The following is a 20389-nucleotide window of genomic DNA, read 5'->3' as shown; positions in this document are numbered from 1 at the left end:
CACACCTGAGTAGGCCAGACAAAACTCCCGCCCGCGTTCGCGTGGGCGGGAGTTCTTGTTTTGCTACTCGAGTAGCGAGACGCAGTACCCGGTCGGCTTGGGGCTGGCCACGTAGTACTTGCCCTGTCCCTCAGGACAATCCGGCTCCCGCGATTCCTTGGTCTCGACCTTGAAGTTGGTCGCCTCGCCCGCCGGAACCGGCCCGCCGCAGTCGATCTCGCGGGCCCGGGCGAGCGACGTCGCGTCTGCGCCCGACGATTCGGGCAGGTGATAGCACTTGCCCTCCTGGAAGACCTGCGCCAGACACAGGACCTCCTTCTCGTTGCCGGCGAACCAGAACGTCGAATAGCTCAGCCCGCAGCCGAATCGACCGAACGATTTCGAGGCGACGACGTAGTGGAAGTCGGTGTTCTCACAGGAGATCTTCTTGGCCCGTAGAGAATCCGACGAGGACGTGATCGCGAGGCACTGCCCGACCTCGACGTCGTCGGCATCGGAGACGATCGATCCGTCGCTGTTCCGGACCAGCAGCACCGCGCCGGCGATCACCAGTCCGCCCACCAGCAGTGCAACAAGACCGAGCGTGATCCAGAGTCCCTTGCGACTCTTCTTCGGCGGCGGACCCCAGGGTCCCGGCGGATATGCTCCTGCCGGTGGCTGTCCCGGGTACGGCCCCGGCTGACCCGGATAAGGCGACTGCCCGGGGTACGGGGCCTGTCCGGGGTACGGCGCTTGTCCGGGATACGGGGCTTGTCCGGAATACTGTCCGGGCGCAGCCTGATACGGCGGGCCGGCGTTCGGTGGATACGGTCCCTGCGGTCCCGGCCGGCCCTGATGGCCGTGGCCGGGATACCCGGGCCCGGGTGGCGGCGTGGTCATCCGGCGAGCGTAGCCCGATACCCGGCCGGCCGAGCTCGGCAACTCCGCAAAACCCACCCCTTTCGGCAGATCCACCACCACGGGAGGGGTGGGTTTGCCCAGAAAGGGTGGGTTTGCGGACGGGGCCCCGCAAACAGCCGAACCCACCACCCCGCAGGGCAGTGGGTTCGGCAGAGAGTGAGTTGGTTCGGACTACTTCGGTGGCATCCGGATGCCGCCGTCGACGCGGATCACCTCGGCGTTCATGTAGCTGTTGGTGACCAGCTCGACGACCATCGAGGCCAGCTCGTCGGGAGCGCCCAGACGGTGCGGGAACAGCACCGACTCGCCCAGCTTCGCCTTGAACGCCTCGGCGGCCTCGCCCTCACCGTAAATCGGGGTGTCGATCAGGCCGGGGGCGATGGTGTTGACGCGGATACCGACCGCGGCCAGATCGCGGGCGACCGGCAGGGTCATGCCGACGACGCCGCCCTTGGACGAGGAGTACGACGCCTGGCCGATCTGGCCGTCGAAGGCGGCGACACTGGCCATGTTGACGATCGCGCCGCGCTCGCCGTGGGCGTCGAGCGGCTCGTTGCGGCTCATCGCGGTGGCGGCGAGGCGGATGAAGTCGAAGGTGCCGATCAGGTTGATCGCGATGACCTTCTTGTAGGCGTCCAGGTTGTGCGCCGAACCGAACTCGCCGTCGCGGCCGATGGTGCGCTGCGCCCAGCCGATGCCGGCCGAGTTGACCAGGGCGCGCAGCGGGCCGAGTTCGGTGGCCGCGTTGATGGCGGCTTCGATCTGTTCGGTCGAGGTGACGTCGACGCTGACGAAGACACCGCCGATCTCCTTGGCGAGCTCCTCCCCCTTGTCGGCGTTCAGGTCGGCGACGACGACCTTCGCACCCTTGGCCGCCAGCTGGCGGGCCGACGCGGCGCCGATGCCCGACGCTCCACCTGTGACGATTGCACTAGCTCCGTTGATATCCACGTCTCGGAATATATCGAACGTTCGTGAGATGTGGAACACATGCGGGGCATTGTTCCATTCACCTCACGGTGCGGGCCGGGCTCAGATGCACTTGACGATCGGCTCCGGCGCGTAGCGCACGGTCCGGGTGTACCGGTTGACCTCTTGTCCGGTGCGGGCGTCGCGGATGATCCGGGTGTTCGACGTCGTGAAGCCCTTGCTGCCGCTGCTCGCGATGCAGTCGTCGCCCTTGGGGAGCTTGATCCGTTCCGGTTCGGTGGGGTCGGTCCGCTCGCCGGTGATCGACTCGACCTCGAAAGCCTTGGTGCCCCACAGCCTCACGGTGACCGCGGCCGGCGACCAGCTGGTCTCGATGAGCACACCGTGCCGGGTGTTGTTGCGGAACTTCAGGTCGATCGCACCTTCGAAGACGGTGGCCTCCCGGGCCTCCGGGTAGCGCGAGATGTAGTACGCGTGCTCGGTGTGGTCGACGTCCTCGAGTCCCGCGAAGTAGGCGGCGTTGTAGAGGGTCGTCGCGAACTGGGAGATGCCGCCGCCCACGGCCGTCGCCGCGCGGCCGTTGTTGATGATCGTCGAGTCGACGTACCCCTCGGCCGTACCTCGCGGACCGGTATGGCCGTTGAGTGAGAAAACCTTGCCGGGCAGGACCAGCGCACCATCGACCTCGGCCGCGACGAGGCGGATGTTCTCACCGGAGGCACTCGAGAAACCGTCGGTGGTGTACTCGCTGATCAGCTCGTTCACACCGAGTTTGCGGGCGGCGTCGGTGGTGAGCTTGGGGTCGACGTCGTCGTAGACCACGTCGGCGGTGCGGTTGCCGCCGTCTGCGGTCGCGGTCGTCGCGAGAGCCTGAAGTGTCTTGTCCCAGTTGATCTTCGAGCCGATGACCGCGGGCACGACGGTCGGTCGGCCGCTCGCGAGGCTGAATCGCGCACTGACCGCGGGCCGTTGGGAGGGATCGAGCTCGGGAGCCAGCGATTTACGGGCCGTCGTCTCGTCGACGCGCGGCGTGAGTCCGCCTCGCCCGTCCGGTCCGAAGGTAAGCATCGCTGCGATGTCACCTGTCGGGACCTCGACAGTGCGCTTGCGCCGGTCGACCAGCTTCACCGGCGCCGACGTCGCGCGGTCGGCGGGGCCGGCCACGGTGGCGGCGACGACCGCCGAGCTCACGGTCGGCGAGAAGGGTTCCATCGGCAGGTCCACGGGCATGCCGTCGAGCCAACGGTCGACGAGCACGGCCGCGGCGGCCTGGCGGGCGACGCGCTCACCCGGTGCCGGCTCGTCGCCGACCGGCGTGGCGCCGTCATAGTGGACGCCACCTTCGACCGCAGCCTTCTCCAGCGACCGACGGTTGGCGTCGAGGGCCTTGTTCATGGTGGCGGGATCGATCGTCACGACGGGCTCGACGTCGAGGTGACGGCCGAACAACGACAGGAAACGGGTCACCGGGTTCCGCGGTTGTTCGAGGAGACGTGCGCGGGTCGCGTCCGCGTCGAAGGTGAGACCCAGCTCGGCGGGTGCGACCTCGGCCGAGCCCTCGGGAGTCCGCAGGACGACCGGCTGCGTGGAACGTGTCGTCAGTTCTTCGATGACGGGATCGAGCTCGACGGCGTCGCGGTTGCTCGCCGGGATCCCGCCGATGACGGCCCCACGGGCGGAGTGATCGCGGGAGGCCACGAAGTCGATGGAGAGGGCGAGCGTCAGGATGACGACGACGACGATCGCAGCGCGTACCGCGTGGCGTGCTCGCCCGGCGCTCGTGGTCACAACTCCATCCATCACGGCTGACTACCTGGGCCAGTCGGGGTGGTGGCCGCAGAACTCATACCCCAGAAATGTAGGTGCTCCGGCTGAGCTGTCGGGTCGGGGGTCTGACAGCTCTGCCGGAGCTGCCTTCATGTTTACGCTACTTTTCGGCCATTGACACGTCCGGGGCCACGTTTAGTCCAAACATGTGACGAAGGACCCTCTTTCGCGGACGAAAAAGAGACGGATCGAGCGATTCGTCGCCCGATCCGTCTCTTTACCGCTCCCTGAAAAGCCCCGGAGCCCGCGGAGGGGCGTATCGAAGGGACGCAGCCGTCGCCGAGTCCCTTCGATACGCTCGCGAGCTCGCTACTCAGGGAGCAGGGCGAGCCGGCCGAGGGGTCAGCCCTCGATGATCGCGGTGACGCCCTGACCGCCGGCGGCGCAGATCGAGATCAGCGCACGACCGCCGCCGTTCTCCTTGATCTGCTTCGCCGCCTGCGCGACGATGCGGCCGCCGGTCGCGGCGAACGGGTGACCCGCGGCGAGCGACGAGCCGTTGACGTTGAGCTTGGACCGGTCGATGGATCCGAGCGCGGAGTCGAGGCCCAGGCGCTCCTTGCAGTACTCCTCGGACTCCCACGCCTGCAGGGTCGCGAGGACCACCGACGCGAATGCCTCGTGGATCTCGTAGAAATCGAAGTCCTGCAGGGTGAGGCCGTTGCGGGCCAGCAGACGCGGCACGGCGTAGGTCGGGGCCATGAGCAGGCCGTCGGGTCCGTTCACGTAGTCGACGGCCGCGGTCTCGCTGTCCACGAAGTACGCGAGCACCGGCAGACCACGCTCGGCGGCCCACTCGTCGCTGCCGAGCAGCACGGTCGATGCACCGTCGGTGAGCGGGGTCGAGTTGCCGGCGGTCATGGTCGCGTCGCCGAGGGAGACGCCGAAGACGGGCTTGAGCTTGGCGAGCTTCTCCGCGGTCGAGTCGCCGCGCAGGTTCTGGTCGCGGGTCAGGCCCATGAACGGGGTGATCAGGTCGTCGAAGAAACCGTCGTCGTAGGCAGCTGCCATGTTCTGGTGGCTCCGTGCGGCGAGCTCATCCTGATCGGCGCGCTTGATGCCGAATTCCTTGGCGGTGATGGCCGCGTGCTCGCCCATCGACATCCCGGTGCGCGGCTCGCCGTTCTGCGGGATCTCGATCCCGAGCTTGGTGAGCAGCTTCGCCGCGCCGAGGATCTGGTCCTTGGTCGACCGGGCACGGTTGACCTCGAGCAACTGGCGACGCAGGCCCTCGCCCACGGCGATCGGGGCATCGGAGGTGGTGTCGACGCCGCCGCCGATCGCGGCGTCGTAGCGGCCACGGGCGATGCCGTCGGCGACGGTCGTGATGGCCTGCAGACCCGTTCCGCACGCCTGCTGGATGTCGAAGGCGGGGGTGTAGGGCGACAGCGCCGAACCCAGCACCGATTCGCGGATGAGATTGAAATCACGGGCGTGCTTGAGCACGGCACCGCCGGCGACCATGCCGAGCTGCTCACCCTGCAGGTTGAAGCGGCTCACCAGGCCGTCGAGCGCGGCGGTGAACATCTCCTGGTTGCTGACCTTGGCATATGCCTTGTCCTGGCGCGCAAACGGAATGCGGTTGCCGCCGAGGATCGCCACCGGGCGCTCGGTGCGGGTCTCGGGCTTCTTCGGGGTGCTGCTGTTGTCTGCCACGTCGATCTCCAGGGTCGTGTGCGGTATCTATAGCGTATTCTTACTCAAGAGTAAGTTCGTTGTCGAACGACAGTCAGAGGAGATCCAACATGGCCGCCAACGGAACAACTGGCCTGTACTCGAGCTTCGTCCATTCCGGCCCGGGCGCTTTCATCGCCAAGCAGGCCGGCCTTCCCGTCCCGCCGCCCCTGCGGCGATACAAGCCGTCGGAGCCGCCGCTGCCTGGTCCGGTGCTACTCGGGGGCTCGGGACGCCTCGTCGAACCGCTCCGGGAGATGCTCTCGGGCGACGACTATGACCTCATCCAGAACGCCCTCACCGGCCGCAGCGCCGACAAGTACGGCGGCCTGGTCTTCGACGCCACCGGCATCACCTCCCCGGCCGAGCTGCGTCAGTTGTTCGAGTTCTTCCAGCCGGCCATGCGGTCGACCGCGCCGTGCGCGCGCTTCCTGGTCATCGGCACCACGCCGGAGCTGGTGACCGACCCGTCCGAGCGCGTCGCACAGCGTGCTCTCGAGGGCTTCACCCGCTCGCTCGGCAAGGAGCTGCTCAAGGGCTCCACCGTCCAGCTCGTGTACGTCTCGCCCGATGCCAAGACCGGTCTGAGCGGCCTGGAATCGACCGTACGCTTCGTGCTGTCGGCCAAGTCCGCTTTCGTCGACGCACAGGTGATCCGCGTCGGATCTGCCGACGCGACCGCCCCGAAGGACTGGGATCGCCCGCTCGAGGGCAAGGTCGCCGTGGTGACCGGCGCCGCCCGCGGCATCGGCGCGACCATCGCCGAGGTCCTCGCACGCGACGGCGCCCACGTCATCGCGGCCGACGTCCCGCAGGCCGGCGACGCACTGTCGGAGACCGCCAACAAGGTCGGCGGCACCGCGTTCCCGCTGGACGTGACCGCCCCCGACGCCGGTGACAAGCTCGCCGAGCACGCCCTCGAGCGTCACGGCGGCATCGACATCATCGTCAACAACGCCGGCATCACCCGCGACAAGCTGCTCGCCAACATGGACGACGCCCGCTGGGACGCCGTCATCGCGGTGAACCTGATCGCCCCGCAGACCCTCGTCGAGAAGCTGCTGGAGAAGGGCGCGCTCCGTGAGGGCGGCGCGGTCATCGACGTCTCGTCGATCGCCGGTATCGCCGGTAACCGCGGTCAGACCAACTACGGCGCATCGAAGGCCGGTGTCATCGGCCTGGTCGACGCCTACGCACCGATCCTGGGCGAGAAGGGCATCACCATCAACGCCGTCGCCCCGGGCTTCATCGAGACCAAGATGACCGCGGCGATCCCGCTGGCCACCCGTGAGGCCGGCCGCCTGATGAGCTCGCTGCAGCAGGGTGGCCAGACCGTCGACGTCGCCGAGACCGTCGCGTACTTCGCCAACCCGACGAGCTCCGCCATCACCGGCAACGTGGTCCGCGTCTGCGGCCAGGGATTCCTGGGTGCGTGATGGGTAAGACGATCACTCTTCCCGGCGCCCCCGGCACCGGCGAGCTGTACGGCAAGGCCGTCACCGGGATGCTGCCGGGCATCGGCAAGCCTGCCCGCGTCCCGGCCGACGCACCCCTCCCCGACACTCACTACCGGCTCGAGGACGTCCGCGTCGATCCCGCTGCACTGCAGGCGTATTGCCATGCGACCGGCCAGCGCTTCGGCGCCACCCTGCCGGTGACGTACCCGTTCGTGTTGCAGTTCCCGGTGGTCATGAAGCTGCTGACGTCGGACGAGTTCCCGTTCGGCGCAATCGGTTCGGTCCACATGTCGAACAAGATCGAGCGGAAGCGCCCGATCGAGGTCGGCGAACCGCTGTCCATCGAGACGCACGCCGAGAACCTGCGCGAACACCGCAAGGGCATCCTCGTCGACGTCATCAGCGAGATCAGCGTCGGCACCGAGCTGGTGACCACGCAGACGGCGACCTTCCTCAAGCAGCAGCGGACCAGCCTGTCCGACGAGCCGCGCGGTCCCGAGCCGAAGTCGAAGACCCCGCCGCCGCCGGATTCGGTTCTGTCCGTGGACCTGGGACGCATCCGCGAGTACGCCGCCGCGTCGGGTGACCGCAACCCGATCCACATGGCGAACCTGACCGCCAAGGCCTTCGGGTTCCCCAAGGCGATCGCCCACGGGATGTGGAGTGCCGCAGCGGCAATCGCGAACGTCGAGGCGCAGCTGCCCGGCGCGGTCACCTACGACGTGAAGTTCGGCAAGCCGATCCTGCTGCCCGCCAAGGTGAACCTCTACACCCGCCGCATCGACGGGGAGGGCAACTTCGACATCGCGATCCGCGACCGTCGCAAGGGATTTCCGCACCTCACCGCAACGACGCGGAAGGGCTGAGGGCTTCGCTCACGATCTCCGTTCCCGCTCACCCCAATCGCGTGAGCGGGAACGGATCGTGTGAGCGTCCCTTCGATACGCTCGCAAGCTCGCTACTCAGGGAGCAGTAGGGAGCACTCGCAAGCTCGCTACTCAGGGAGCAGTAGGGAGCACTCGCAAGCTCGCTACTCAGGGAGCAGTAGGGAGCACTCGCAAGCTCGCTACTCAGGGAACAGTAGGAAGCGCTCGCAAGCTCGCTACTCAGGGAGCACGGGGCCGCCTCAGATGTCGGTACCGACACCCTTCAGGCCGCGCCAGGCGATGCCGACGAGCATGTTGGTGGCCTTCTCGAGGTCGACGTCGCCCTCGGTGATGCGGTCGGCGACGGCCTCGCAGGCGCCGACGATGGCGACTGCGGTGAGTTCGAAGTCGATGTCGCCGGCGGTCTCGACGGTGGTACCGGCCTTGATGAGCTGGGCGACCATCTCGGTCACACGCTGGCGGCTGTCGGAGACGATGCCGGCGAAGCTCGCGGTCCCGATCGCGACGCGGTACAGCACGCGCCAGGACTCGCGGTTCTCGTGGACGAAACGCAGGAACTCGCGGATGACGGTGACGGCCTGCTCGCGCTGGGTGAGGGACGGGTCGAATCCGACGCTCATCGCGTCGATGAAGAGTCCGGACTCGCGGGCGATGCAGGCGCTGAACAGCTCTTCCTTGGAGCCGTAATACAGGTACAGCATCGGCTTGGAGATCTGCGCCTCGGACGCGATGGCGTCCATCGAGGTCTCACGGAAACCGTTCTGCGCGAACACCTTCACGGCGGCGTCGAGCATCTGCTGCTCACGCACTGCACGTGGCAGGCGCTTGGTTCCGCCCGACATGGCCGCCTCCATCCTCACTGTCGTGTCCGAACGACGATACCCAATCAACTTACCAATCGGTAAGTTTAACGTTCGCTCGGGCCGCCCAGGACAGATTACTCAGCAGTTGATGACGCCCTTGGACCGGAGGATCCGTGTGACCTTCGCGTCGAGGCGAGCGGGTGCGAGGCGTCCGCGCTTCACCGCGGTCTCGAGGTTGTCCAGGACCGACGGGACGCGGTCGGTGGACAGCCACAGGGCGACGTCGCCGCCGGCGAGGATGAACTTCTCCACCGCCTGCTCGATCGGGTAGCGCTGGCTGATCGCCGCCATGCCCGACAGGTCGTCGGAGTAGATCACGCCGTCGAACCGCGGACCGTTGTAGCCCTCACCTGTCCGCAGCATCTGGATGGCCGGCCGGCTGATGGACGCCGGCAGGCCCTCGGTCAGACCGGGCACGATCAGATGGCCGACCATGGCGCCCGCGGTACCCGGGTCGCGCAGCAGATTGCGGAAGGGCACCAGATCGCTGTTCTGCAGTTCGGCGAGCGACGGCACGTTCACCACGCCGAGGTGCGAGTCGCCCGAGCCGTGGCCATGTCCGGGAAAGTGCTTGTACACCGGCGTGATCCCGGCTTCGGCGAGACCGGCTGCATAGGCGGCCGCGTACTCGGTGACCACGGCCGGGTCGTTGCTGAAGGAACGATCACCGATGACCTCGTTGTCGGATTCGTCGCTGACGTCGGCCACCGGCGCGAAGTCGACGGTGATGCCGAGCTTCTTCATCTGACGACCGACGCCGGCGGCGATCTCCTTCACCTGCTCGGGCGTTTTCGTCTGCGCCAGTTCCCGAGGAGACGCGTTGTCGATGCCGAGTGCCGACAACCTCGACACCCGCCCACCCTCGTGATCGACCGTGACCATCAGCGGGATCGACGAGTTCTGCGAGATCCGTGATGCCGCACCGCTCGTCAGGATCGCCTTGTCGGTCCAGCTCCCGACGAAGATCCCGCCGATCTCCTCGTCCTCGACGATCTGCTGCGCGTCATCGGCGCCGGTGACGCCCACGACGATCAGCTGGGCCAGCTTCTGCCGCAGCGTGAGTTTCGCGAGTTGTTCTGTGCCACAAGGATTTGCGACCGGAGTCGTCGTCGCTGCGACGGATGACGGGGAGGCCGAGGGCGAGCCGTACGCGGACGGTGTGGGTGGCGCGGATTCGGGCGTCGACGAGTCACAGGCGACGAGACCGAGACCCAGGGCCGCGACCGTCGCAGTCGTCAGCGCATTCCGAATCCAACGAGGTCGTCGAGTTGAGCCCATGGCTCGAGTCTGGCATGTAACCTGAGCAAATGGACGTGGGGTCCATCTCGGCCGGGTCCGCGACCGCCCCCAGCGGTCGCGGTGGCAACCGCGCCAGACAGACGCTGATGATCGCCTACGACGGCTCTCCGAACGCCGATCGTGCGATCCGTTATGCCGGACACTTCCTACGCGCCGAATCCGCTGTCGTCGTGACCGCCTGGCAACCCGGCGGCATGACCCCCGCCCGGATGTCCACCCTCGCCGGCGGCATGCAGCCGTTCGTCGACACCCAGCTCGACGCCGGGGTCGATCGCGCACTCGAGGACGAGGCGGCGAAGATCAACGAGCGCGGCGTGGCTCTGGCCCGCGAATGTGGACTGTCTGCGAAGGGCACGCTCGTCGAGGTCGAGTCGACGGTGTGGGGCGCGCTCGTCGCAGCCGCCGAGGCGCTCGACGTCGATCTGCTCGTCACCGGAACCCGCGGGGCGTCGGGCCTCAAGGCGTTGCTGCGGTCCAGCGTCGCCGAACGCGTCCTCAAACACTGCCACCGGCCGGTGTTCATCGTCCCGGCCAAATGCGAGGAACAACCGCAGGTGACGCTCTAGTCGGTCGAGGATCGCTACTTCACACTCAAGAGCGCCGGCCATCTCGCGACTGTCCCGACCGACGTTTTCCCGGCGGCGTCGACGCCCGCTCCCGCCGGTGTCGACGAATCCCGTGCCCGAACCGCCGGACATGCCCGGGTGACACCGGGGTGAGACACCGCGCGATGGTAGTTTCTTCGCCATGACCAACAACCGCCTTGTGGCCGGCGCCGTCGCCGGAGTGGCCGGCATCCTGGTGGGACTCGGCGCGGTGTTCCTCGGCGGGTTCCTCGCCTCCGAGAACAGCCCGTCGACGGACCTGAACAACATCAATCCGAACAGCGGATTCGTCCAGGGTTCGGTCGACTACGGATCGCGCGGCGGCGCGGGCGAGACCAACTGACGCCCGCCCCCGATGCTCGGCGTCGGGGCTCTTCTGACGGCAGCAGCAACTGAGTAGTACATCGACCACCGCTCCCACAGGTGTCCTGTCGGCACGTGGGGTCGGTGCCGCTGCCGCGATCGCGCTTCTCGTCTGCCTGCTGCAGTCCCCGGGCCGGATCGCCGCCGACACCAAGCTCGACCTGACGGCGAACCCGCTCGGATTTCTTGCGCGTGCGGCACACCTGTGGACCCCGAATGCCCCGATGGGGCAGGTCCAGAACCAGGCATACGGGTACTTCTTCCCGCACGGCGCCTTCTTCGCCCTCGGTGATCTGCTGTCGATCCCGCCGTGGATCGTCCAGCGGTTGTGGTGGGCGCTGCTCCTCACCGTCGGCTTCGTCGGCATCGTGCGTGTCGCGGAGGCACTGCGACTGGGCTCGCCGGCCTCCCGGATCATCGCGGGCGTCGTCTTCGTCCTGAGCCCGCGCGTCCTCACAACCCTTGGCTCGATCTCGTCGGAGACGCTGCCGATGATGCTGGCGCCGTGGGTCCTTCTGCCCGTCATCCGGGCGCTCGACGCCCCCGCCTCCGATGGCCGACCGCTCTGGCGGGAGGCCGCCCGATCCGCAGCCGCCGTCGCCCTGATGGGTGCGGTCAACGCGGTGGCGACCGCCGCCGCCCTCGGCGTCGCGGCCGTGTGGTGGCTGTTGCATAGGCCCCGAGACCACCGCTGGTGGCGATTCGGTGCCTGGACCGCGCTGGGACTGCTCCTGGCGTGCGCGTGGTGGATCGTTCCACTGCTCATCCTGTCCCGCGTCAGCCCACCCTTCCTGGACTACATCGAGTCCGCCCGCGTCACGACGCAGTGGACGTCGCTGACCGAGGTCCTGCGCGGCGCGAGTTCGTGGACGCCGTTCGTCTCCACCGAACGCGTCGCCGGCGCAGTCCTCGTCACCCAGCCGGCCGCGGTGCTGGCCACCGGCACGATCGCTGCTGCAGGTCTCGCCGGCCTGTGCATGCGCCACATGCCGTTCCGCGGTCGCCTCGTGACGATCCTGGGCGTCGGCCTGGTGATCATGTGTGTCGGCTTCGACGGGGGTCTGGGGTCGCCGATCGCCGAGCAGATCCGGGTGTTCCTCGACGGCTCCGGTGCGCCGCTGCGCAACATCCACAAGTTCGAGCCGTTCATCCGCATCCCGCTGGTGCTCGGTGTCGCACACCTGCTGGCCCGGGTCCCGTTACCCGGCACCGTCTCCGTCCGGGAGACGCTCTCGGCCTTCGCACACCCCCAGCGGTCCCGGCCGGTGGCCGCGGCCATCGTGCTGCTGGTGGCCGTCATCGGTGCGGGGTCGCTCATCTGGACCGGCCAGCTCGCTCCCGCCGGCACCTACACCGCGATCCCCGATCACTGGAAGCAGACCGCGGACTGGTTGTCCGAACACAGCACCGGCCCCGACGACTCGCCGCCCGCCCGCACCCTCGTCGTCCCCGGAGCGCCGTTCGCCGATCAGCTGTGGGGTCTCACGCGGGACGAACCCCTGCAACCGCTCGCCGACGCCCCGTGGGCCGTGCGCGACGCCATCCCGCTGACCCCGCCCGGAGCGATCCGTGCGCTCGATTCCGTGCAACGCGAGATCGCCGCCGGTCGTGGATCACCCGGCCTGGCCGAGACCCTCGCCCAGCAGGGCGTGGGCTTCGTGGTGTTACGCGCCGATCTCACTCCCGAGACGTCCCGATCGGCGCGGCCGCTCCTCGCACAGCAGGCGCTCGACACCTCGCCCGGGCTGACGCGGGTCGCGCAGTTCGGCCCCCAGGTCGGACCGCCGAGCGTCCGGGGTGTGAAGCGCGACAACGGTTTGCGACCCACCATGCCCGCCGTCCAGATCTATGCGGTCGAGGCCGACGGGTTCGACGGCACCGGACCCCTACTCGTCGACGAGGAGGACATCCCGCGCGTGGCCGGCGGTCCCGAGGCCATCGCCGCACTCGCCGAAGTGCGTGCACGGCAGGGCCTTCCGCCTCTCGGACCGGTTCTGCTCGACGCCGATGCCCGACGCGCCGGGGTCGCCGACGGCCCTCTCATCGTCACCGACACCCCGAACGACCGCGAAACCGACTTCGGACGGGTCGACGACCACAGCTCCGCCATCAGGTCGGCCGACGACCCCCGGCGAACGCATAACGCGGCCGCCGACTACCCGGTCGACGATCAGCCGCTCGTCCGCGGGGAATGGTTGCTGGACAACCGGAGTGGCGAGATCGAGGTGACGACGTCGGGCTCGGCGTCGGACGCGGTGCAACCGGGACAGACCTCCCCCGCCAACTCTCCCGCGGCGGCCTTCGACGGCAACCCGCAGACCGCCTGGGTGAGTGGCGGGCTCGAAGGGGCCGTCGGCCGGTGGATGCGGATCGGTTTCACCACACCCCAGACGGATCTCGCACTGTCGCTGACCACCGCGAAGGCCCTCGGCTCGGACGTGACCAGCGTGCTGATCACCACCGAGGCCGGCAGCACCGTGGCATCGGGACTCCGACCGGGTGAGCCGACGACGGTGACCGCACCGAGCGGCCCGACCCGCTGGATCCAGATCCGCGCCCTGCGCACCGAGAACGGCACCGCCGGAAACCAGTTCGCCCTGGGTGAGGTGGAGGTGTCGAACCTGCGGACCTCCACGCCTCTGCAGATCAGGCATCGCGTCGTGCTGCCCGAAGTCGAGGCGGGCACCACGGTCGATCAGTGGCTGCTGTACTCCGAACTCAACGGCCGGGCCTGGTGCGTCGCCGATCCCGCCCGCGAGAAGACCCGCTGCGCACCGGGACTCGGCCTGTCACCGGAGACGTCGTCGGTGTTCAGCCGTGCCCTGTCGGTCCCCGAGGACACCACGGTCACCCCGTCGGTGGTCCTGCGGCCACGCCCCGGCGACGCACTCGACCGACTGCTCGCCACACCGGGCGGCGTGACGGCCACCGGTCCGCGACCGGTCACCGATCCCCGCGGGGGTCCGGCCGCCGCCGTCGACGGCGACCCCGGCACCGCATGGACCGCGCCGCAGATCCCCGAGAAGGAGAAGTCAAAGGATCGCGAAGACGACGACGAGGGGTCTGCCGACGATGCGACGCCGACGCTGGTCCTCCGCCTACCTGCCGAGCAACGCGTCGAATCGCTGAAACTCGTTGCGCCGGGCGACTACCCGGCCACCCCGACCGAGGTCGCCGTCGATCTCGGCATCGGCGAACAGATCCGCGAGGTCGGCAAGGACGGCATCCTGCGCCTCGACCCTGCGATCACCGACCGCATCGAGATCACCATCCGCGCCCAGGGCGACCTGATCGACGTCAACAGTCTCGGCTTCGCCACTCCTGCACCGCCGGGCATCGCCGAGGTCGAGGTCATCCCGGCGCCACGCGCGCCGGTCGACGGTGACCGGATCGTCGAGATCGAGTGCAGCGATGGCCTCGGCATCACCGCCGCCGGCCAGGTGATCGGCATCTCCGCGCGGACCACCACGGCCGCACTGCGTTCGGGGGAACCGGTGGTCGCCCGGGCCTGCGCGCCCGGCGAACTGCGACTGCCCGCCGGACAGCAGGAGGTATCCGTCAACCCCGGTCAGGCGTTCACCGTCGACGCGGTGTCGCTGACGGTCGGGGCACCCGTGGAAGGCGCTGCGACGACCACGCCGGACGTCGTCGAATGGACCGCGGCGAGTCGTGCGGTTCAGATCGATCCCGGACCCGAACGCCTACTCGTGGTCCCCGAGTCCACCAACCCGGGCTGGATCGCGCGGCTCGACGGCCGGGAGCTGTCGCCGGTGATCGTGAACGGCTGGCAGCAGGGCTGGATCGTGCCCGCCGGGGCGTCGGGGACGGTCGAGCTCACCTACCGGTTCGACTCGCTGTACCGCTGGTCGCTCGTCATCGGACTCGTACTGATGGCCCTGCTCCTCGTCGCGGCATGGTGGCCGTCGTCGCGGCGGGAGGCCATCACCGAGCGGCGGGCCGTGACCACCGGACGGTTCACCCTGATGGCCGCCGGTCTGGGGATTCTCGGTGCATCGTGGCTGCTGTCGGGATGGTGGGGTCTGGCCATCGGGATCGCGGTCGGGATGGTCGCCGCGGCGATCCCGCCGAAGGCGGGGGTGACAACGACTTTCGCGACGATGATGCTCGCCACCGTCGGCCTCACCGCCGGCCCATGGCACGCCTCCGACGGCTACCACGGCTGGGAGTGGTGGGTTCAGTTGCCGGCGCTGGTCGCCGTGCTGATGACCGGTTGGCTGGTGTTCTGGTCGACGGGAGAGTCCGAGGGCCCAACCGAATCAGCAACCACCCGCTTCCGGCGTCGTGTCTCGCGGCTACGCAACCAGTTTCGTGCCGGTTCCTCGATGAACGCGTAGGACGCCGCCGCGATCCCGACCGAGAGTCCCAGTGTGATCACCAGGACCAGGAGGGTGTTGCCGTTGAACGGCACGATGCCGAACAACGGGAAGACGACTGCGAGGACCGCGACGTGCCAGATGAAGATGCCGTAGGACCATCGTCCCAGCGCGAGCATCACGCGTGAGGTGAGGAAGCGGAACGGGCCCGGGTTGCAGACGAGCGGTGCGAGCAGCGCGTAGCCGCACAGTGCACCGAGGACCATCTTGGTGACGAACTCGATGTTGGTGACGTCACCGAGTCCGGTCGGGCCGGCGAGTCGGGTGCACGCCAGCCCGTAGGCGGCAACGAGGACCGCGAGCATCAGCCACCGGTTCGCGCTGAGCCGGATCGCCAGGTTCATCCACCGCCCGCGGGGCGCGCCTGCGGTGTCGAGCACGCCCGCGACCTCGGCGAGGATCAGGCCGGCGACGAACCACGGCAGGTGACCGAACACCCAGTTCTTGGTCTCCACACCATCGGTGACGGGCAGCGAGGTGCCCACCCAGGCCCAGCCGAGGCTGAGGGCGCCGAGCACCAGGAGCACCGGAATGCGGGCAACCGCCCGTCGGCCCCGCAACCGCACCAGGGCGAGTCCGATGAGCGGGAGCAGCGCGTAGAAGGCGATCTCGACCGACAGGCTCCACATCTGGGTGAGTCCCGCGGTCAACGTCAGGGGCACGAAGACCTGGGTCAGGGTGAGGTTGGCGAGCCAGACGTCGAAGTCGGCGCCCTGGGCCTCCGGCAGGAGGAGCAGCACCAGCACGACGACCACCACGTACGCCGGCCAGATGCGGACGACGCGGTGCTTGAGATAGCGCGGGATCGACGGATGCCCGGCATCTCGATGCGCGGCGTCGACCCACGGTCGCCACAGCAGGAACCCGGAGAGGCCGAAGAACAGCGCGACGGCGAGGTCGAGGCGACCGAGCACCGGGCCGAGGACCGCGATCTCGACGGCCCGCGTCTGGAAGGCCACGTGCGTGATCAGGACACCGATCGCGGCCAGGGCACGCATGCCCTCGAGTTGCGGGTAGAAGCGTCGCGAGGTGACGGCCGCGTCGGAGTGCGACGCCCCGGAGCGGGCATCGGGGTCCGAAGCGGCGACGGCGGCGGCGTTCGATGCGGCGACAGAGTCGGTGTTCGATGCGGCGACAGAGTCGCGGGCGGAGTCGGTGCTGGTCATGCTGGTGACAGGGTAGCCCGGTGGCATCCACTACCCTCGCCACCATGTCTTCGGAGCCGTCCCCGGTGCCCTCCCCCGCGGAGGAACAGTCCGCACCTCACCGCTGGTCGACCGCGGACCTGGCCGGACCGACGCTCATCTTCATCGGCAGCTTCCTCATCGCGGTGACCATCGCCCTGCCGACGCTGCTCGTCGGCAGCTTCCGCGAGATCCCGCTGAGCACCGACTTCACCACGGTCGCCACCGCCGAGGACGCGACGATCCTCGACCGCTGCTCGCTGGCCACGCCCGCGGCGCGGACGCTCGACGCCGATCTGGTCCGTCAGCAGCGGGTCGTCGCGGTGCAGCCGTCCGACGAACACCGCGTGACGCTGCAGGCCGGCACCTCAGTTCAGGCCGAGACGTTGCGCATCGAGGACCGCGCAGTGGAGCCGGAGGACCCACGACCGGGCAGTGACGCCGACGCCGATTCCCCGGGCGCCTGCAACGACGCCACGATCGACGCGGTCAAGGACCGGGTGACGCTCGACCGGGAGACCGCCGAACCACAGCTCTCGGCGCGCGGGGCGTCGGAGATCCAGTACGACAGCAACGAGGCGCCGGTCCTGGTGCCCGACCGACGCGGTTTCACCTACCTGCTGCCCTTCGACACCAGCCTCACCGACCACGAGTTCTTCGACGTCGTCACCCGGACGACCGTGCCCCTGAAATACGACGGTGACACCGAGGTCGTCGGCAAGGACGTCGCCCGCTTCCGCGCCGAGGTCCCCGAGACCGACCTCGCCCGGGCCGCGTTCGGCAGGCCGGTCGGCACCGACGTCGTCATCACCCGGCCGGCGTCGTGGTTCGGCATCGACGGCCCGCGTCGCGACCTGATTGCCACTCTGCGACACCGTAGTTCGTGGGACCTCGCCGTCGAGCCGCGGACGGGCACGATCGTCGACGCGAAGATCAGCGTCGAGGAGTTCTACGCCTTCCCCGACGGCACTCCCGGTGTGCCCGCGGACTTCCGACTGCCGCACTTGCAGGCGACCTTCGCCTACGACGAGACGACGCAGTCCCAGATGTCGCGTCTGGCTTCGGATCTCGCGACGCCGATCACGATCTGGGGCCGCATCGTGCCGATCGCGACCGGCATCCTCGGGGTCGCCGCATTGGTCGTCGGGGCCCTTCTGATCAATCCGGCGTGGTTGCCCGCGAGGCTCCGGCGCTCCGGCGGCGAGACCACCGCCGGAGCCGACGGATAGAACTCAGGAAGCAGCCTGGGCCGCGAGCCGTCCGAGGGTGTCCTCGAGCTGGGCCTCGGTCACGAGCGGGAACTTCACCTGCTCGAGGAGCTTCTTGTCGGTGACCTTCGACCAGTCGTAGGTGTGGCGGACCAACGTCTCGTTGGGTCCCTGGGATTCCAGCTCCCACAGCCACTCCCACCCGGGAGGCTCGGTGCCCGCGGGAGTCGACTTCCACGCCAGCAACTTGTCCTTGGCGTAACCGGTGACGTGGTTGTCGGTCTTGTACTCGCCGCCCATGTGGTCGCCTTCCATGTTCATCGTGAACACTTCACCGACTTTCTGGATGCGGTCGGCGTGGTCGACGCCGCGGATGAACCCCGAGCCGTCGATGGCCTGATGCCTCTCGGGATTGGAGAGGACGTCGAAGACCGCGTCGACGGGCGCCTCGATGACTCGTTGGACAGTGACCTTGGTGACTCCGTTGTCGCTCATCTGTCCACCCTGCCGAAACATCCGGAGCTCGGCAACGTTCCTGCTGAGGCCCGATGGTCAGCGGGTCAGCGCCCATGTGGCGGCGGCCGCGATCGTCACCGCGACCGCCGCGGTGGCCGCCACCCCGACCACCGACCCGGCGACGGTGAGGATGACCACCACCTCGGTCGCCACGACGATCCAGGTCACGAAGGCGACCCGGGTGCGGTCGCGGGCGATGGCCGACAACAGCACCACCTGGAGCACGGCCAGCGCCGCGCCGATGTAGGCGAAGAGCCACAGGAGCGGGACCAGCTCGTCGTAGCCGTCGCCGAAGACGATCGGCACCAGCGGTCCCGCGACCCCGGCGCCGAGAGTCAGGACCACGCCGACGCCGGCGACCACCGCCACCGCCTGCCGCAGCGAGACACGAGACCGGGCGGGGTCTGCGAGGCGCGGATAGAAGACCACGCCGATGGCCTGCGGCAGCCAGAACGCGACCTTGGTGGCGATCGCACCGAGCGCGTACACGCCGACCGACTCGGCGTCGAGAACCCGTGGCGAGAGCAGGAGATCCACCGACGACGCCACGATCAGCACCAACTGCACCTGCGATGCGCGGACGACGCTGAGGACCCCGACCGTGCCCGCATCCGAGACGCGCTCCCCGACCTTCCCGACAACCGCCCAGACCACGACCGCCGACACCGCGGCACCGATGGTCCCGGCCAGCAGCCCACCCGCCGGACCGGCGCCCAGCACGAAGGCACCGACGATCGGCATCGAACGCAGGACCCCGACCGCGGCCAACACCCACGACAACGTCCGGAACTCGCCGCGCCCCTGCAGGATGCCCTGACCTGCGGCGATCAGAGCCAGCAGCGGGGCCGCACCGAGAGCGGCCAGCGTCGTCATCACACCCGTACGCATCAGCAACGCGACCAGCGGCGTCGCGACGGCGACCAGAACCACCACGTACAGCGTCGTCTGGATGCCCACCCGGCGGAGTCGCCGCTCGTCGCGCCCCAGGACGACCTCGCGGGCGACGACGTTCTGCAGCGCCAGTGCGGGCACACCCAGCACCAGCATCGCCGACAACAGGACCGCGAACTCGCCGTATTCACTGACATCCAGATACCGCGCGCTCGCCGCGAGATGGACCACGTACATGCAGATGTTCGCGACCATCGATCCGACGGCGACCGATCCGACGGCGCCGACGGTTCCCGACGAGGCCTGTTGCCGCCGGGTCGGACGGGTCTGCTGCATGGCACAAGTGTGCCGAGTTGGCACCGACTCCCGCGCGCAGGGTGCTTTGCACCGGTCATCGGCCATAGGCAACGATGGGTAGGCTGCAGATTCACGGACGAGAGATATCGATGTACGACGACAACACGACCTACGACGCCGAATCGACCGATGTCGGTTCGCGTATCGATCCGGTGCTGGCCCGAAGCTGGCTCCTGGTCAACGGCGCCCACTACGCGAAGTTCGAGCCGGCGGCTCGCTCGCGCGCCGACATCGTCGTGCTCGACATCGAAGATGCCGTGGCTCCCAAGGACAAGGTCGAGGCGCGGAACAACGTCGTGCGCTGGATCGGCCCCAAGGACGGTTCTGGTCCGGGCGCCGGTGAATGGGTCCGTATCAACGGCTTCGGCACCCCGTGGTGGGCCGATGATCTGGAGGCACTCGCGCAGACCGCGATCGGTGGCGTGATGCTGGCGATGGTGGAGTCCGTCGACCACGTGACCGAGACTGCCAAGCGCCTACCGGGTCTCCCGATCGTCGCGCTCGTCGAGACCGCCCGCGGACTCGAGCGGATCAGCGAGATCGCCTCCGCCAAGGGCACCTTCCGCCTCGCCTTCGGTATCGGCGACTTCCGCCGGGACACCGGCTTCGGCGACAACCCACAGACCCTCGCCTACGCCCGGTCGCGATTCACCATCGCCGCCAAAGCCGCGCACCTCCCCAGTGCCATCGACGGTCCGACCGTCGGCTCGAGCGCCCTCAAACTGAGCGAGGCCACTGCGGTGAGTGCGGAGTTCGGCATGACCGGCAAGATCTGCCTGACCCCCGCGCAGTGCGCCCCGGTCAACGAGGGCCTGTCGCCGTCCCAGGACGAGATCACCTGGGCGCGGGAGTTCTTCGCCGAGTTCGAGCGGGACGGCGGAGAGATCCGCAACGGTTCGGACCTCCCCCGCATCGCACGCGCCACCAAGATCCTCGACCTCGCGCGCGCCTACGGCATCACCGAGTCGGAGTTCGACGACGACCCGGTGCACGCACCCGCGCCGTCGGACACCCACCACTTCTGATCCGCACGG

Annotated in this window: 15 protein-coding genes and 1 pseudogene; 7 read left to right on the top strand and 9 right to left on the bottom strand. The window is 68.6% G+C overall.

Going from position 1 to position 20389, the window contains the following annotated elements; all coding sequences use genetic code 11:
* Positions 1-63: 63 nt before the first annotated feature.
* The 4 genes from LQD00_RS10560 to LQD00_RS10545 all read right to left on the bottom strand — a co-directional run bounded on the left by LQD00_RS10560 (position 64) and on the right by LQD00_RS10545 (position 5313).
* Positions 64-879, bottom strand: coding sequence for an LppU/SCO3897 family protein (locus tag LQD00_RS10560; RefSeq protein WP_232717111.1), 816 nt, complete (start codon positions 877-879; stop codon positions 64-66).
* A 192-nt stretch (positions 880-1071) separates the two neighbouring features.
* Positions 1072-1851 (bottom strand): SDR family NAD(P)-dependent oxidoreductase, encoded by a 780-nt coding sequence (locus LQD00_RS10555; RefSeq protein WP_006868824.1) that lies wholly within the window; start codon positions 1849-1851, stop codon positions 1072-1074.
* A gap of 81 nt (positions 1852-1932) precedes the next feature.
* Positions 1933-3630 (bottom strand): VanW family protein, encoded by a 1698-nt coding sequence (locus LQD00_RS10550; protein ID WP_232717080.1) that lies wholly within the window; start codon positions 3628-3630, stop codon positions 1933-1935.
* 369 nt (positions 3631-3999) lie between these two features.
* Positions 4000-5313: an acetyl-CoA C-acetyltransferase gene (locus tag LQD00_RS10545; protein ID WP_006868822.1), complete on the bottom strand. Its 1314-nt coding sequence runs from the start codon at positions 5311-5313 to the stop codon at positions 4000-4002.
* An 89-nt stretch (positions 5314-5402) separates the two neighbouring features.
* Between LQD00_RS10545 and LQD00_RS10540 the strand changes: the two genes are divergently transcribed.
* Both LQD00_RS10540 and LQD00_RS10535 read left to right on the top strand, forming a co-directional pair.
* Positions 5403-6767 carry a 3-oxoacyl-ACP reductase gene (locus LQD00_RS10540; protein WP_232717079.1) on the top strand — a complete coding sequence of 455 codons (1365 nt, stop codon included), beginning with the start codon at positions 5403-5405 and terminating at the stop codon, positions 6765-6767.
* Positions 6767-7654 (top strand): MaoC/PaaZ C-terminal domain-containing protein, encoded by an 888-nt coding sequence (locus LQD00_RS10535; protein WP_232717078.1) that lies wholly within the window; start codon positions 6767-6769, stop codon positions 7652-7654. Before LQD00_RS10540 ends, LQD00_RS10535 begins: the two co-directional genes overlap by 1 nt.
* Positions 7655-7914: 260 nt before the next feature.
* Here the strand turns inward: LQD00_RS10535 and LQD00_RS10530 are convergent, their stop codons facing one another.
* Both LQD00_RS10530 and LQD00_RS10525 read right to left on the bottom strand, forming a co-directional pair.
* On the bottom strand, positions 7915-8517 hold the full coding sequence (locus tag LQD00_RS10530) for a TetR/AcrR family transcriptional regulator (protein ID WP_006868819.1): 603 nt from the start codon (positions 8515-8517) through the stop codon (positions 7915-7917).
* A 99-nt stretch (positions 8518-8616) separates the two neighbouring features.
* Positions 8617-9816, bottom strand: a complete 1200-nt coding sequence (locus LQD00_RS10525; RefSeq protein ID WP_232717077.1) for a glycoside hydrolase family 3 N-terminal domain-containing protein — start codon at positions 9814-9816, stop codon at positions 8617-8619.
* Between the two features lie 29 nt (positions 9817-9845).
* Here LQD00_RS10525 and LQD00_RS10520 point away from each other — a divergent pair, with 29 nt between their 5' ends.
* The 3 genes from LQD00_RS10520 (at position 9846) to LQD00_RS22885 (ending at position 15160) form a co-directional block, all read left to right on the top strand.
* Positions 9846-10403 (top strand): universal stress protein, encoded by a 558-nt coding sequence (locus tag LQD00_RS10520; protein WP_232717076.1) that lies wholly within the window; start codon positions 9846-9848, stop codon positions 10401-10403.
* A 181-nt stretch (positions 10404-10584) separates the two neighbouring features.
* Positions 10585-10785, top strand: a complete 201-nt coding sequence (locus tag LQD00_RS10515; protein ID WP_005196483.1) for a DUF2613 domain-containing protein — start codon at positions 10585-10587, stop codon at positions 10783-10785.
* A gap of 85 nt (positions 10786-10870) precedes the next feature.
* On the top strand, positions 10871-15160 hold the full coding sequence (locus tag LQD00_RS22885) for a DUF3367 domain-containing protein (protein ID WP_406566998.1): 4290 nt from the start codon (positions 10871-10873) through the stop codon (positions 15158-15160).
* Positions 15161-15225: 65 nt separating this feature from the next.
* On the opposite strand, the pseudogene LQD00_RS10505 reads toward LQD00_RS22885, so the two are convergent.
* Positions 15226-16197, bottom strand: a pseudogene (locus tag LQD00_RS10505) (acyltransferase family protein); the annotation flags it as partial.
* 212 nt (positions 16198-16409) lie between these two features.
* Here LQD00_RS10505 and LQD00_RS10500 point away from each other — a divergent pair.
* Entirely contained in the window at positions 16410-17612 is a 1203-nt protein-coding gene (locus LQD00_RS10500; protein ID WP_232717074.1) for a DUF3068 domain-containing protein, read from the top strand.
* Between the two features lie 3 nt (positions 17613-17615).
* Here LQD00_RS10500 and LQD00_RS10495 read toward each other — a convergent pair whose 3' ends face one another.
* Positions 17616-18086, bottom strand: a complete 471-nt coding sequence (locus LQD00_RS10495) for an SRPBCC family protein (RefSeq protein ID WP_232717073.1) — start codon at positions 18084-18086, stop codon at positions 17616-17618.
* Between the two features lie 57 nt (positions 18087-18143).
* Positions 18144-19334 carry a lipopolysaccharide biosynthesis protein gene (locus LQD00_RS10490; protein WP_232717072.1) on the bottom strand — a complete coding sequence of 397 codons (1191 nt, stop codon included), beginning with the start codon at positions 19332-19334 and terminating at the stop codon, positions 18144-18146.
* 110 nt (positions 19335-19444) lie between these two features.
* Here LQD00_RS10490 and LQD00_RS10485 point away from each other — a divergent pair, with 110 nt between their 5' ends.
* On the top strand, positions 19445-20380 hold the full coding sequence (locus tag LQD00_RS10485) for an HpcH/HpaI aldolase/citrate lyase family protein (RefSeq protein WP_232717071.1): 936 nt from the start codon (positions 19445-19447) through the stop codon (positions 20378-20380).
* Positions 20381-20389: the final 9 nt, after the last annotated feature.

It is taken from the genome of Gordonia metallireducens, from assembly GCF_021245825.1.
GTDB lineage: Bacteria > Actinomycetota > Actinomycetes > Mycobacteriales > Mycobacteriaceae > Gordonia > Gordonia namibiensis.
This window is presented reverse-complemented; position numbering and strand designations above follow the sequence as displayed.